Source organism: Halocynthiibacter sp. C4 (assembly GCF_028823805.1).
Lineage (GTDB): Bacteria > Pseudomonadota > Alphaproteobacteria > Rhodobacterales > Rhodobacteraceae > Falsihalocynthiibacter > Falsihalocynthiibacter halioticoli.
The window spans coordinates 81,962-97,426 of record NZ_JAPEIE010000002.1; the positions used below are offsets into that span (position 1 = coordinate 81,962).

The following is a 15,465-nucleotide window of genomic DNA, read 5'->3' on the forward strand; positions in this document are numbered from 1 at the left end:
CGGGTAAGCGTTGTCCATTTCCGAAATACTCACAAAGCTTTCCACAGCGCCGGTGAAACACTCCCTAAAACGCAAAAAGGGCGCCCGAAGGGGCGCCCTTCTCTATACTTGATATGGGTCAGCTTCTAGCCGCCCATCAGGTTTGGCACGATAGTCACCACCGAAGGCACCAGCCACAAGAGCGCGAGCCCAAGCACTTGGATCAGCACGAAGGGAGCAACACCGCGATAGATGTGTCGCGTCGTGACTTCCTTCGGAGCAACCCCACGCAGATAGAACAGCGCGAAGCCAAACGGAGGCGTCAGGAAGCTGGTTTGCAGGTTCACCGCGATCATGATGGTAACCCATTTCGGATCCATCGTGCCGCCGTAAATCACTGGCCCAACAATCGGGATCACGATGTAGATGATCTCGAGGAAGTCGAGCACGAAGCCCAGAATGAACAGCACCAGCATCACGATCAGGAAGACCGTGAACTCATTGTCAAAGCTGCGCAAGAACTGCTGAATATAATGCTCACCACCAAAGGAGATCACCACGAGGTTCAGGAGCTGCGAGCCGATGAGAATGGTAAACACCATGCTCGTGACCTTGGCCGTTTCCCGCACGATTGGCGGCAAAACCTTACCGCGCAACAGGACCCAGCAGCTAAAGAGGATACCGAACATCGCAATCAGATAGGCACTAAGCGCAACGAAGTACGCCACCCAATCCTCGAACGGAACCGAGTCGCGTGTGATCCGCAGATCGAAGTTCACGCCAACAAGGATCATAACGATGATCGAGAATGCCGCGATCAGGATGACCTGCCCGCTACGTCCTTCGTCGTGGAGCTTGCGGTATGCAGCAAGCATCAACGCCCCACCTGCACCAAGTGCGGCCGCAGGTGTTGGGTTGGTAATCCCGCCAAGGATCGAGCCAAGCACCGCAATGATCAGCACAAGCGGCGGGAACACAACGCGCAGAAGCTCGTTGCGGCCCAAAAGCTTGATCGCATGGACCAGACCATAGAGCACCAGCGCCATCGGAATGGCCAACAGGACAGTGGCAGCGCCCGAGCTTGTTGTCGGTGCGATCAGCAGGATGTCGACGAGGAAAGCCAGAACAATCCCTGCCCCACCGATCAACAACGGACGGCTGTCAGCGTTCGGAGCAACACCGCGCGCAGTTGTCAGAACCAATGCGAGGAACACGAAGAAGATCGCAACACCTGTGCCGATTGGCGCCGCATTGGCGATTTTCTCAGCGAGAGCGGTTTCGACTTCTTCTTCAGAGAGCTCATGGCTCACCACTGCTCCACCGGACTCTTCAATCGCTTGCTGCTCGGCAATGGCTGTATCCCAAGCTTCCTGCCCGTGCAGTTCGATCATCGAGGCCTTACACTGCTCGCCCACATTGGTGCGCAGGCTGGCGCCCTCGGACGCATCCGAATAGCTGGCCACAGTGATGTTCTGGCTGCCGATCACATTGACCTGCCCCAGAAGCAAGCTACCACCGATCAGGATAACAGGAACCGCAAGGAACCATGTCAGGCTGTTGCGGCGACCCGTCCCCGGAACCGGAACTGCATCGTCATCCAAAACAACAGCAGGCGCTTTGGACGGATTCAGTAGCGCATAACCAAAGGCATAGAGCCCATAGAGCAGCGCCAGCAGCACACCCGGTAGGATCGCAGCCTGAAAGAGAGTACCAACAGACACAACAGCAGCTTCGCCAAGGTATGTCAGAGCGTCAGTACAGCCCGCTTCGGTTGCCCGCGCCTCTTGCGCGGCGGAATAAAGATCGCCCGCGAGCGTTCCGAGAAGAACGATCACGATTGAGGGCGGAATGATCTGTCCAAGCGTACCGGACGCCGCGATCACACCCGTCGCCAACTCAGGCGAGTAGTTGTTCCGAAGCATGGTCGGCAACGAAAGCAGACCCATAGTCACAACAGTCGCGCCCACGATACCAGTAGAAGCCGCAAGGAACGCGCCCACAACCACAACCGAAACAGCAAGACCACCTGGAAGCGGGCCAAACACCCGCGCCATGGTTGTCAGCAAATCGTTGGCGATTTTGGAACGTTCAAGCGTAATCCCCATCAAAACAAACATCAGAACAGCAAGAAGCGTTTCGATGGATTGCCCCGCGAACACACGTTCGTTCATGCGGTTGACGATGAAAGAGATGTTGCGGTTCAGCGCGGTTTCCCAACCGCCAACAAGCAACGGCTCGATCACCAGCGGCAAATCAGGATAGCGGAATTTCGAGATCGTATCGGGATGTATCCCCGTATTTACAAGGTCTCGGAACGCCTCGCTGCTTTGATCCACAGCTTGGTGATAGAGGATACCGGCGCTGTCGAGCGCGGCAATAATTCCGAAGGAAATAATCCCAGCCCCCGCGATGGCAAAAGCCACCGGAAAGCCGGAAAGAATACCTGCGAAGAGGCTAAGAAAGACGATGATAAGGCCGACTTCAACGCCATCAAGTCCGAATAACATAGGTTCTGCCCTTTAGATTAATGCGTGCCTTCGTAGGCTTCTTCGCCCTCGCCGAGTGTGTCACGGTCGAGGAATTTGCCTTCGCTTGCCGGCCCTTCTTTGCGCTCGAGATAGGAGCGGTAGAAGAAGGCCACGGCTTGGATGAACACCAGCGCCGTAAACAGCAAGAGCAGGATTTTGAACAGGAAATAGCCGTTGAACCCGTTTGGCGAGAAGCCGATGGTTTCAACATTCCACTTGAGGATACGCGCCTTTTTCTCGAGCAGTTCGAGCTTGTCCGTCGCGGAAATCTTCGGGGTCACGAGGTGACGCCACATAAAGAACCACGCGTACATCCAGATCAGAACGGCCATCGGCATCATAAAGAAGATCGAGCCGAACATGTCGATTGCGCGTTGGGTGCGGAACTTAACAGCGGAATAGACAAGGTCCACCCGCACATGCCCGCCCTGAACAAAGGTATAAGAGACACAGAGCGCCACCACGAGCGCGTTGTAGAACTTGAGTTCTTCGCTCCACCAAGAGATGTCTTTGGTGAGCGCGGGACCAAAACCGAAGCTGATCTGCGCCTGCGTAAAGATACGCTGCACAAAGACAATGATGATCTGCTGAAGCACCATCGCAAGGCCAGCCCACGCAAAGATGCGACCAACCCAGTTGCCGATCCCCTCAAAGAGCCGCACGCAGCCCCACATGAAGCTATTGCGCCAAAGGCCAATCACCGTCAGCACAAGGAAGGCATCAAGCACCACAAAGAAGAACTCGACCGATCCACCGTAGTAGATAAAGTTCATCAACGCGGCTTTGTCAGACCAGTTGAGCCACAAATGCGGATGCGTCACAGCGTATCCGAAGTTGTAGAACCCGAGTAAGATGTTCTTAAAGAACCAGATAATGCCATCCAGCATTTCCGTCCCCCTGTTCTCTTTAAATTAGCTGAATTGCACGTCGGGACCGGCGGCAATTCCTGTCGAGGAAAAGTGTTACGTGCGCTCTCTATGTGGGCCTTGCCCCCGAGCTACATGCGCAACTCACTCAACGTCAGAGGGCCCTCTGCGATTGCGCAGAAGGCCCCAATATTGTCACACGTCTTGGCTTAGCCGCCGAGAACCCGTGTACGCTGAGCTACATAGTAGCCGTCAGACTTCTGGATCCAAGAAGCAGAAGACGCCAGAGATGTTTCAAAGCTCTCGCGGACTTTTGCGAAGAGCGGATCATCCATGTTTTCGTCCATAACTTCTTTAGAAGCCGCACCGAAGCTATCCCAAACATCATCAGAGAACTGAAGTGTTTTAACGCCCTGCTGCTGCAGACGGGCAAGAGCTGCACCGTTGTTCGCAAGAGTTTGGCTGAGGTTGTAGTGCGTTGTCGCCATAGCAGCGTTCGCAATGATGGACTGCTGCGATGGTGTCAGGCTGTTGTAAACGTCAAGGTTCATACCAGCGGAGAGGCCAGAACCTGGCTCGTGGAAGCCCGCAGTGTAGTAAACTTTGGCAACTTCCTGGAAGCCAGCGCGTTCGTCAGCGAATGGGCCAACCCACTCCAGACCGTCAAGAGCACCGGAAGACAGCGCTTGGTAAAGTTCGCCGCCTGGGATGTTCTGAACCGACGCACCCAGTTTGCCGAGAACCTTGCCGCCAAGGCCAGGCATACGGAACTTGAGGCCGTTGAGGTCTTCTGCGGAATTGATTTCCTTGCGGAACCAACCACCAGACTGGGAACCGGAGTTACCAGCAAGGAACGACTTGAGGTTGAAGATTTCGCCAAGCTCGTTGTGAAGCTCGTGACCGCCACCATGCAGGTACCAGTTTGTCAGTTCCTGACCGGTTGCGCCGAATGGCACAGCGGTGAAATACGCATATGCTGGGTGCTGACCGATATAGTAGTAGTCAGCGGAGTGATAGAGATCAGCCTGACCGGAAGAAACAGCGTCAAACACTTCGAGAGCGCCAACGAGCTCGCCTGGAGCTTTCTTCTCGATGGTCAGCTCGCCATCGGACATTGTGTTAACAGCCTGCTCGAAGTAGCTGGCGGCATCGTCAAGAACAGCAAAACCGCGTGGCCACGATGTAACCATGGTCAGTGTGCGTTTGTTTTGCGAAAGGCTTGGTGTAGCGAGTGTCGATGCTGCAGCAGCTGTCCCGCCAAGTGCGGATGTGCGCAGGAATGAACGGCGATCCATAAAGGTCTCCTCCCCTTTGGAAAACCCGGCCCCTGTGACCGAGTCATTGTTGAAAGTGTTTGGACCATACAAAGAGAAGCGAAATTGGCAAATACCAACAACTACGCAGAAACGGGGTATTTCCCTCGAATTTTGCCGATTTCTTTAATGAATTCGGGCGTTTCAGGCTTTGTGTTGTACGGAGTCTGGGCTTTCGCTGCGGTTTTAGAGTACTCTGCCGCAACTCAAATGACTCGCCCCTAACCAAATCGCCGGAACACCCTGTGTCAGGACTGCTCGCCAGATTGAACAACAAGCTCCATCTGTCCTACGGGCAGAAGGTGTTTTTGCTGGCCTCAGTCCCGCTGATTGTGGCGGCGGCGGCGATCTCTGTTGTGGTGACGTTGCAATCCCAAAAGCTCGCAGATCAGGAAATCGGCCAGCTTGAGCATCAGTTGATAGAAGCCAAGAAAACCGAGCTTAAGAACTATGTAAACCTCGCTCGAAGCGCGTTCTTCTTTATCTATGGTCGCGCTGCACCGGATGATTATGACGCCAAGCTGCGTGTCACCCAAATCCTCTCGGCAATGACATTTGGCGAAGATGGGAGCTATTTCGTTTTTGATTATGACGGCAACAATCTTGTTTCCCCACGCCGCACCGAACTCATCACCAAAAACTGGGCGGGCCTTGCCGACGAGGAAGGCACCCCGATCGTAGACACGCTCATCGCGCAAGCCCGTACGGGCGCTGGCTATCACACGTTTCTTTGGGAAAAACCCTCGACTGGCGAAACCGGACGAATGATTGCCTATGTCATCGGGCTACAGAACTGGCGGTGGGCTGTTGGTACGGGCGTATTTATCGACGATGTCCTCGGCACGGTCGCCACGGCCCGCGCGACGGTTGAGGAACGTATTCAAGCCACTTTTGTATATATCATGGCGATCACGCTTGGCGCTCTGCTTGTGGTTTTCTTCTCGGGGCTACTGCTAAACATCCGCGAGCGCCGCCTTGCCGACGCCAAGCTCAAAACCCTGACACAGCGTATTTTCGACACCCAAGAGGAAGAGCGCGGTCGCGTGGCGCGCGAGCTTCACGACTCGATCAGCCAAATCCTTGTGGGCGTGCGTTATGCGCTGGAACTGGCGCGGCGCAAGATTGCCAATGGTGACGCGACCGCCTCTGACAGCCTTGAGAAAGGGGTTTCTCATCTAAACGGTGCCATTCAGGAAGTCCGCCGCATTTCTCGCGACCTGCGCCCCGGCATCCTCGACGACCTTGGCCTCGGACCAGCGCTGCAATCGCTAACCAAGGATTTCACAGCGCGCACGGGTATCAAGACCGACTTTGAAACGGCCGTGTTCCGCAATCGGCTCGATCAGGAAAGCAAGATCGCCCTGTATCGGATCGCGCAAGAGGCCCTGACCAATATCGAACGTCATTCCGGCGCCACCTATGTAAGCATGCGCATTTCAGGCCACAAACGTGGCGCAACGATGCGCATTGCCGACAACGGACACGGCCTACCCGACAGCGCGAGCCTACGCCGCGAAAACGGCATCGGGCTGCGCAACATGCAGGAACGCGTCGAGCAACTCGACGGCACCCTGCGCCTGACATCCAGCGCCAAAGGCACGGTGATCGAGGTTCGTATCCCTCTGAGCCACCTGCTCGCGCCCGAACGCCCTGCAAAGGAAATAGCATGACCACCAACGCCCCTACCCGCGTGCTGATCGTTGACGACCATCCGATGGTTGCCGAAGGCATCCAATCCATCATCGAAACCTACCCAGATATTGAGGTGATCGGAACGCTCACCAATGGACGCGAACTGATCGATCAGGTCGAGACACTTGCACCTGATGTGATCCTACTTGATCTCAACATGCCTGAAATGGGTGGGCTGTCTGCGGCCGAAATCGTCTTGGAAATACGTCCAGAGGCCCGCATCCTGATCCTGTCGATGCACGACACACCGGAATATATTTCAACGGCGCTGTCCCACGGCGCGCGCGGCTATCTGCTTAAGGATGTGCCGACCGAAGAAATTAAAACCGCAATTGATACCGTGATGAAGGGTGGCAGCTATCTTTGCACGGGTGCAACTGCCGCTATCGAGCCGAAAACCCATGATGGCCGCATGCCTCTCACCAGCCGCGAGCAAACCATTCTACTCGAACTCGCGCAGGGCCGCTCGAACAAGGAAGTGGCCAACAGCCTCAATATCTCTGTGCGAACTGTCGAAACACATCGCAAGAACATCAAGCGAAAACTCGGCATCAGCTCCACCGCCGGCCTAACTCGATACGCCATGGAGCACGGGGTTCTTCAAGGCACAGGCGTGTCGTTTTGAGCGGGAAAACCGCATCCAATAGACCGGACCTATCCGAATTCGGGCAGATTGAAATACTACGTCCACTCAAAGGAAGCACGCGAAGCTGCGTTTACCTTGTGACCGACGGCAAGAAGCAGTTGGTGGCGAAATCAACAGCCGAACCTGAGGCCTCGCTTGAATGGCTGCAAGAAGCCAAGCGCCACGCAGAGGCAGTTGGGTTCATCACCCCGCGCAGTTACCGGACACGTGGCGGCGCGCTGGCACAGGATGGCTGGACACTTGAAAGCTTCGAGTTCGGTACACCCTACCCCACAAGCTCCCTGCCTGATCTCGCAAGTTCAATGCGCGAATTCCGTGCTGCGACGTCCAACATGCCGCAACGCCCCGGATGTCTGGCGAGCTGTGACTATCTCTATCAAGACAAAGGCCCTGACATCGACTTTAGCAGCCTTCCCGATGAAATCGCGGCGGCCGCGCGTGCGGCGTGGGAAAATTTCTGCACCAATCCGCTTGAGGTAATCCATGGTGATCTCGGGGCCGGAAATATTCTGATGACGGGAAGCGGCCGCGCCGTGCTGATCGATTGGGATGAAGCCCGCAGGGATATTGCGCTGTTTGACGAATTCCCGCTCCTGCCCTTTGACCGCACCACAAAAAACGAACAGCGCGCTTATTATGCTTGGGAAGCGGCAAGCGGCTGGGACAAAGAGCCTGAGTATGCTCGTCGGATGGCCGATTTGTTGCTCGCGCTGTCATAAGCGCAGTGATGTAACGCGCGCCCTTAGAATAGCCGAGATCGTCGAAACTTGTGTAACACCCAAGGTTTCTCCGTACCAAAACTGGAAAACCATGCAGCCACACCCCTGTATTCACCGTCCAGATTTGCGAAAATTACCCCTCAACCTCTATAACTCGCAACTTTCGGCAATATTTTATCCTTTAGACGACACATTTGTCGCATTTTCGGTGTTGACGCTCGGTTTTTTTGTTGTAATGTCCCCAAAGCATACAGAGGAGCCGCGACAATGTCGTTTGTTGTCATTCTAGTCGAAAAGATGCGCATGGGCCGGTAACGGAAATCCAGATTTATCCCCATGCGCCCTCGGAAATTTCCGGGGGCTTTTTTGTAGCAGAGTTAAGATCGTGCAAGGCACGCAATTATTGGAGCATAAGATGAAACGGCAGATGACCGGAGCAAAAATGATCGTCCAAGCCCTGAAGGATCAGGGTGTGGATACAATCTTTGGATATCCCGGTGGCGCTGTCCTACCCATCTATGACGAGATTTTTCAACAGAACGACATTCGCCATATCCTTGTTCGTCACGAGCAAGGGGCTGTTCACGCTGCCGAAGGCTACGCACGCAGCACCGGCAAGCCCGGCGTTGTTTTGGTAACTTCTGGCCCTGGCGCGACCAACGCTGTTACGGGGTTGACCGATGCGCTCCTTGACTCAATCCCTCTTGTTGTTCTCACCGGACAGGTTCCGACCTTCATGATCGGCACCGACGGTTTTCAAGAGGCCGACACGGTTGGCATCACCCGCCCCTGCACCAAACACAACTGGCTGGTGAAGGAAACGGAAAAGCTTGCCGAAACGATCCACCAAGCTTTCCACGTTGCGACCGAAGGCCGCCCGGGCCCGACGCTTGTTGATATTCCGAAGGATGTTCAATTCGCCAAAGGCACATATACGGAGCCGAAAACAGCGAATGTCGCGAATTACCAGCCGTCAATGAAAGGCGACGTTGAAGCGATCACCGCAATGGTTGAACTGCTCGAAACAGCCGAGCGGCCAATCTTCTATACGGGCGGTGGCGTCATCAACTCCGGTCCCGCCGCGAGCCAGTTGCTTTGTGAATGGGCCGATGCCGCGAATGTTCCAGTAACTTCGACCCTCATGGGGCTTGGCGCCTATCCTGCATCAGGCAAAAACTGGATCGGTATGCTCGGTATGCATGGTCTCTATGAGGCCAACATGGCGATGCACGACTGTGACGTGATGATCAACATCGGCGCGCGGTTTGATGACCGGATCACAGGCCGCCTCGATGCGTTCAGCCCCAAAAGCACCAAGGTTCACATCGACATTGACGCCTCTTCGATCAACAAAGTGATCCACGTTAATGTTCCGATCATCGGTGACGTTGGCCATGTGCTTGAGGATGCGCTCAAGATCTGGAAGGCTCGCGGCCGCAAAACCAACGCCGAGGCGCTGTCCAAATGGCACGCGCAAATTGACGAATGGCGTGCCCGTCGCTGCCTGTCCTATATCAATTCCGACAAGATCATCAAACCACAGTACGCGCTGCAACGTCTTGAAGCGCTTACGAAAAAATATGATCGCTATATCACGACCGAGGTTGGCCAACACCAAATGTGGGCAGCGCAATTCCTTGGCTTCGAAGCACCAAACCGCTGGATGACATCCGGCGGGCTTGGAACGATGGGCTATGGGTTTCCCGCCAGTATCGGCGTGCAGGTTGCCCACCCCGACGCGCTTGTGATCAACGTTGCTGGCGAAGCGAGCTGGTTGATGAATATGCAGGAAATGGGCACAGCGGCGCAGTATCGCCTTCCGGTAAAGCAGTTCATTCTGAACAACGAGCGCCTCGGCATGGTGCGCCAGTGGCAAGAACTCTTGCACGGCGAGCGCTATAGCCATTCGTGGAGCGAAAGCTTGCCTGATTTCGTCAAGCTCGCCGAAGCCTTTGGCGCGAAAGGCATCCTCTGCACCGACCCCGCAGACCTTGATGACGCGATCATGGAAATGATCGAATACGACGGTCCGGTGATCTTTGATTGCCTTGTCGAGAAGCACGAGAACTGTTTCCCGATGATCCCGTCCGGCAAGGCACATAACGATATGATCATGGGCGAAGCCGACACCTCCGATGCTATCGGTGATACCGGCGCGGTTCTAGTTTAAGGAAGGTCTGTAAATGTCTGCTCTAAAAATCAAAAAAGGCTCTTCAAGCCACTCCGCCTATGACCTACGCGACCCAAACGCGGATGTTGTTGAATCCCACACACTGGCCTGTGTTGTGGACAACGAAGCTGGCGTTCTGGCGCGGGTGATCGGGCTGTTTTCGGGCCGTGGGTATAACATCGAAAGCCTGACCGTGGCTGAGGTGAACCACGAATTCCACCGCTCCCGCATCACAATCGTAACCTCGGGAACACCGCAGGTGATCGAGCAAATCAAAGCCCAGCTTGGCCGCATCGTCCCTGTTCACCGCGTCCATGACCTCACGGTCGAAGGTGCGAGCGTGGAGCGGGAATTGGCGCTGTTCAAAGTGGCAGCAACAGGCGAGCAACGGGTGGAATCCCTGCGCCTTGCTGATATTTTCCGCGCAAATGTTGTCGACAGCACGCTCAACAGCTTCATCTTCGAAATGACCGGCACCAGCGAAAAAATCGACGCCTTTGCCGATCTCATGCGCCCTCTTGGCCTCGTGGAAACCGCACGTACCGGCGTTGCCGCTCTTGGACGCGGCCCCGAAAAATAAGGCTATAATCGCAAAAAATCCCCTCAAAACGGTGCGAATATACCGCTCCGTTTTGAGGAATTCGTCAGTTGTGGCATACTCTCGCTTTTAGAATGGGGAGTATGTGATGAAGACTGCCGTAATTCAGGAACCACCCGTCTACCTCGATCTTGCTAAAACCATGCAGCGCGCCGCCGAACTTGTCGAAGCCGCCGCGCGGGATGGCGCGGGGCTTGTTGTTTTCCCAGAAGCCTGGTTTCCAGGGTATCCCTCCTTTGTTTGGCGCCTGACGCCGGGCAAAGATATGGGCAAAACCGATGATATCTATGCCCGCCTTCTGGCCAATTGCATCGATCGCAGCCAAGGCGACCTCATGCCGCTACAAGATGCCGCCCGCGAACATGGGGTGGTGATTGTAGCAGGCTATCAGGAAAAAGATGGCACCGCTTCGGGAAGCACGATCTTTAACAGCGTTTGCATCATTGATGCAGACGGCAAGCTATTGAACAACCACAGAAAACTGATGCCGACCAATCCGGAACGCATGGTCTGGGGTTTTGGCGATGGCAGCGGTCTTCGGGTCGTCGACACCGCCGTGGGACGCGTTGGTGCGCTGCTCTGTTGGGAAAACTATATGCCACTCGCCCGCTATGCGCTCTACGCCCAGAACGTAGAGATATACTGCGCGCCCACATGGGACACGGGCGAAAGCTGGCTTGCAACCATGCAGCATATCGCGCGTGAAGGAGGATGTTGGGTCATCGGTTGTTCCACACAGCTTGAGGGCAAAGACATCCCGAAAAACACCCCGCATCGCAAAGAGATATTCCCTGACGATAAGGAATGGATCAACGACGGAGACGCAGTGGTTTACAAACCTTTTGGTGGATTGGCCGCAGGGCCGATGCGCAAAGAGAAAGGCATACTCTGGGCGGAGGTTGACGCCAGCTTAGCGACTGCCGCGCGCCGTAAGTTTGATGCGACAGGGCACTATTCACGACCGGATGTATTTACGCTTAACGTGAACCGCGAAGCACAACGCCCTGTCGAGTTTCCGAACTAATCCAGCGCTAAACCACCGCGATCAAATAGAAAAAAGGGCCCCCGAGGGGACCCTTTAGTTTCGCTAATCAGGCTCATTCTAGTGTACCGCCCGGTATTCTGCCTGCGGCCTGATCCGCGTCAGGGACGAGCGCACCCGCCCCGGATCTCTAATTAACTACAGCCGGATGTCCCGCCGCAGGTGTTGCATTTCATACAGGTGCCGTTGCGCACCAAAGTGTAGTTGCCGCAATCGCCGCATGGGTCGCCTTCGTAGCCTTGCATCTTGGCTTTGGAGCGCGCGTCCATCTGAGTGGCGGAGCTTGCCACTGTGCCACTTGAGACCGCAGTTGCGTCAGCAGCCGTGTCAGGCACCATAGTTTGCAGCGCCGCCGTTGCGTCGGTTGCATTGTCGAGCGCGGTTGCGCCAGCACTTCCTTGGAGCAAGGACAGGTCTGTTGGAACCCGCTTGCGCAGATAGCCTGTCGAGCTGATTTGTTTCAACACTTCCAAGGACTTGGACGCTGCTGTTTCGCTCATCTCCTGAACGTTTGCCACGCCTTCTTCCTCGCCACGGCCAAGGCTGTCAAAGCTTGCGCCTTCTGGCTTCACATGGGCCAGATCTGTCCGATCAAGGTAAGACACAGCGAGTTCGCGGAAGATATAGTCAAGGATCGACGTCGCATTCTTGATGCTGTCGTTGCCTTGAACCATGCCCGCAGGCTCGAACTTGGTGAAGGTGAACGCGTCAACGAACTCTTCAAGCGGAACGCCGTACTGAAGCCCAACCGAAACCGCGATGGCAAAGTTGTTCATCATGGCGCGGAAGCCCGCCCCTTCCTTGTGCATATCAATAAAGATTTCGCCAAGGTTGCCGTCTTCGTATTCGCCGGTCCGCAGATAGACCTTGTGCCCGCCAACAACCGCTTTCTGTGTATAGCCCTTGCGGCGCTCCGGCATTTTCTCGCGGTGGGATTTGACAACCTCTTTGAGAACGATCTTTTCAACGACCTTCTCGGCCAGAACAGCGGCTTTTTCCTGAGCGGAACCGGATTCAAGCGTTTCTTGCGCGTCCTCGTCATCCTCAACCAGCGCAGCTGCAAGCGGCTGGCTTAGTTTGGAGCCATCGCGGTATAGCGCGTTGGCCTTGATGCCGAGGCTCCAGCTGAGCTCATAGGCTTTCTGGCAATCCTCGATAGTGGCGTCATTGGCCATGTTGATCGTCTTGGAGATCGCGCCAGAGATAAAGGACTGCGCCGCTGCCATCATATAGATGTGGCTGTCAACACTCAGGAAACGCTTACCTTTCTTGCCGCAAGGGTTCGCACAATCAAAGATGTTGTAGTGCTCTTCCTTGAGGTGCGGCGCGCCTTCAAGTGTCATGGTGCCACAGACGTGGTCATTTGCGGCTTCGATCTCTTCGCGGCTAAAGCCAAGGTGGCGCAGCAGGTCGAAGTTTGGATCGGTGAGCTTAGATTGCGGGATGCCAAGTGTTTTGGTGCAGAAATCATCGCCCAAAGTCCACTGGTTGAACACAAAGCGGATGTCAAAGGCGCTTGGAAGCGCGGCTTCGATCTTGTCCAACTCTGTTTGGCCAAAGCCATGTCCGATCAGCGATGTATGGTTGATGCCAGGTGCGTTGCCGATGCTGGCGTGGCCCACGGCATAGCTGACGATCTCTTCGATCTGAGCAGAACCATACCCAAGCTTTTCAAGCGCCGCAGGTACCGAGCGGTTGATAATCTTGAAGTAACCACCGCCTGCGAGCTTCTTGAACTTCACCAGAGCGAAGTCTGGCTCAATACCCGTTGTGTCGCAGTCCATCACGAGGCCGATTGTACCGGTTGGCGCAATCACTGTTGTCTGTGCGTTGCGATAGCCGTGTTTCTCACCCAGTTCGAGCGCCTCGTCCCACGCTTGTTTCGCGAGCGAAATCAGCCGCTTATCAGGGCAGCTTGCATGATCAAGTGCAAGCGGCTTGATGTCGAGGCCTTCGTAGCCCGTTGTTTTTCCATAAGCCGCATTGCGGTGGTTACGGATTACGCGGAGCATGTGATTGGCGTTTTTCTCGTACTTCGAGAAGGCGCCAAGCTCAGACGCAATTTCCGCCGACGTGGCATAGGCAACACCGGTCATAACCGCCGTCAAAGCACCACAAAGCGCGCGACCCTCATCGGAGTCATATCCATACCCCATGTTCATCAGCAGACCGCCGATGTTGGCATAACCGAGGCCCAGAGTACGGAAATCAAAGGATCTCTGTGCAATCTCTTGGGACGGGAACTGCGCCATTGTCACGGAGATTTCCAGCGTCAAAGTCCAGAGGCGCGTGGCGTGGACGTAATCTTCGGCTTGGAACTCGTCATCCTTCAGGAAGGTCAGCAGGTTCATCGACGCGAGGTTACAGGCCGTGTCATCGAGGAACATATACTCGGAACACGGGTTGGAGCCGCGGATTTCGCCATCTTCTGGGCATGTGTGCCATGCGTTTACGGTGTCGTGGTACTGGATCCCTGGATCAGCACAGGCCCAAGCCGCATGACCAACCTGCTCCCACAATTCACGGGCACGGATCGTCTTGTTCACGCGTCCGGTTGTGCGGTCGATGAGCTGCCAATCGCCGTCGTCCTCAACGGCCTTGAGGAAGGCGTCTGTTACACGAATGGAGTTGTTGGAGTTCTGGCCGGAAACGGAGTTATAGGCTTCGGAATCCCAGTCTGTGTCATATGTCGGGAATTCGATGCTATCATAGCCCTGCTTTGCATAGTCGAGCACGCGCTTGATGTAAGTCTCTGGAATCTTGACCTTTTTCGCTGCGCGAACTGCCTCTTTGAGGGCGTCGTTCGACTTGGGCTCATAGGCATCTTCAACTTTGCCGTCCCACGCTTTGATTGCTGCGAAGATCGCGTTGAGCTTCTCTTCGTGCATCTTGGAGCCAGCGACGATCGAAGCCACTTTCTGCTCTTCAAGCACCTTCCAGTTGATGAACTCTTCGATATCGGGGTGATCCGCATCGACAATCACCATTTTCGCCGCACGGCGTGTTGTACCGCCCGATTTGATCGCACCCGCTGCACGGTCACCGATCTTGAGGAAGCCCATCAGGCCGGAGGAACTGCCGCCACCGGAAAGCCCCTCACCTGCTGCGCGCAGTGAGGAGAAGTTGGTGCCAGTACCAGAGCCATATTTGAACAGGCGTGCCTCACGCACCCAAAGATCCATAATGCCGCCGTCGCCGACAAGGTCATCGTCAACCGATTGGATAAAACAGGCGTGCGGTTGTGGGTGCTCATACGCCGAGGTCGAGCGCGTTAGTTTTTCTGTCTTGTAGTCGACGTAATAGTGACCCTGACCAGGACCGTCGATGCCATATGCCCAATGCAGACCAGTGTTAAACCACTGTGGCGAGTTTGGTGCAGCGCGTTGGCTGGCGAGCATGTGGCGCATCTCGTCATAATAGGCGCGCGCATCTTCCTCGGAGCTGAAATAGCCGCCCTTCCAGCCCCAATAGGCCCATGCGCCTGCCAAACGGTTGAACACCTGTTTCGCACTGATTTCGCCGCCTGTACGGGTCTCTGCTGGCAGCTTCTCAAGCGCTTTGTCATCAGGAACCGAGCGCCACAGAAACTCTGGAACGCCCTTTTCTTTAACTTTCTTAAGTGCCGCAGGAACACCAGCCTTACGGAAATACTTTTGCGCAATTACATCGCTGGCCACTTGGCTCCAGCTTGCGGGAACTTCAACGTCATCAAGCCGGAAAACGACTGTGCCGTCCGGATTGCGGATTTCAGAGGAAGTTTCGGTAAATTCGAGGGTTTCGTATGCGTCTTTGCCGGCTTTTGTAAACTTGCGTTCTATTTTCATTGTATCGTTGCCCCGTCACCGGCCTGTCGCCGCCTTAAATGTGTTCTCGATGCTGTGTTCTGACTGAACCAGCGCGGTTTCGTGCCAG

At 55.3% G+C, this 15,465-nt stretch carries 10 protein-coding genes; 6 read left to right on the plus strand and 4 right to left on the minus strand.

The window, feature by feature from the left end:
* Positions 1-125 precede the first annotated feature (125 nt).
* From OU789_RS07535 to OU789_RS07545, 3 genes are all read right to left on the minus strand, one after another.
* Positions 126-2,486, minus strand: coding sequence for a TRAP transporter large permease (locus OU789_RS07535; RefSeq protein WP_274654693.1), 2,361 nt, complete (start codon positions 2,484-2,486; stop codon positions 126-128).
* Positions 2,487-2,503: 17 nt separating this feature from the next.
* Positions 2,504-3,394 (minus strand): TRAP transporter small permease subunit, encoded by an 891-nt coding sequence (locus OU789_RS07540; RefSeq protein WP_263953016.1) that lies wholly within the window; start codon positions 3,392-3,394, stop codon positions 2,504-2,506.
* Positions 3,395-3,582: 188 nt separating this feature from the next.
* Complete coding sequence (locus OU789_RS07545) at positions 3,583-4,668, minus strand: TRAP transporter substrate-binding protein (protein ID WP_263953015.1); 1,086 nt, start codon at positions 4,666-4,668, stop codon at positions 3,583-3,585.
* A gap of 263 nt (positions 4,669-4,931) precedes the next feature.
* On the opposite strand from OU789_RS07545, the gene OU789_RS07550 reads away from it, so the two are divergent.
* The 6 genes from OU789_RS07550 to OU789_RS07575 all read left to right on the plus strand — a co-directional run bounded on the left by OU789_RS07550 (position 4,932) and on the right by OU789_RS07575 (position 11,535).
* Positions 4,932-6,356 carry a cache domain-containing protein gene (locus OU789_RS07550; RefSeq protein ID WP_274654696.1) on the plus strand — a complete coding sequence of 475 codons (1,425 nt, stop codon included), beginning with the start codon at positions 4,932-4,934 and terminating at the stop codon, positions 6,354-6,356.
* A complete protein-coding gene (locus OU789_RS07555) occupies positions 6,353-7,003 on the plus strand; it encodes a response regulator transcription factor (protein ID WP_263953013.1) in 651 nt (216 codons plus the stop codon). Before OU789_RS07550 ends, OU789_RS07555 begins: the two co-directional genes overlap by 4 nt.
* Positions 7,000-7,743, plus strand: coding sequence for a phosphotransferase (locus tag OU789_RS07560; RefSeq protein ID WP_274654698.1), 744 nt, complete (start codon positions 7,000-7,002; stop codon positions 7,741-7,743). The genes OU789_RS07555 and OU789_RS07560 overlap by 4 nt, the downstream gene beginning before the upstream one ends.
* A 415-nt stretch (positions 7,744-8,158) precedes the next feature.
* Complete coding sequence (locus OU789_RS07565; RefSeq protein ID WP_274654700.1) at positions 8,159-9,913, plus strand: acetolactate synthase 3 large subunit; 1,755 nt, start codon at positions 8,159-8,161, stop codon at positions 9,911-9,913.
* 13 nt (positions 9,914-9,926) lie between these two features.
* Complete coding sequence (ilvN, locus tag OU789_RS07570) at positions 9,927-10,493, plus strand: acetolactate synthase small subunit (protein ID WP_263953010.1); 567 nt, start codon at positions 9,927-9,929, stop codon at positions 10,491-10,493.
* A gap of 106 nt (positions 10,494-10,599) precedes the next feature.
* The gene (locus OU789_RS07575) at positions 10,600-11,535 is read left to right on the plus strand and encodes a carbon-nitrogen hydrolase family protein (protein WP_274654703.1); all 936 of its coding nucleotides are present in this window, start codon (positions 10,600-10,602) and stop codon (positions 11,533-11,535) included.
* 152 nt (positions 11,536-11,687) lie between these two features.
* Here the strand turns inward: OU789_RS07575 and OU789_RS07580 are convergent, their stop codons facing one another.
* On the minus strand, positions 11,688-15,377 hold the full coding sequence (locus OU789_RS07580; RefSeq protein WP_274654705.1) for a vitamin B12-dependent ribonucleotide reductase: 3,690 nt from the start codon (positions 15,375-15,377) through the stop codon (positions 11,688-11,690).
* Positions 15,378-15,465 lie beyond the last annotated feature (88 nt).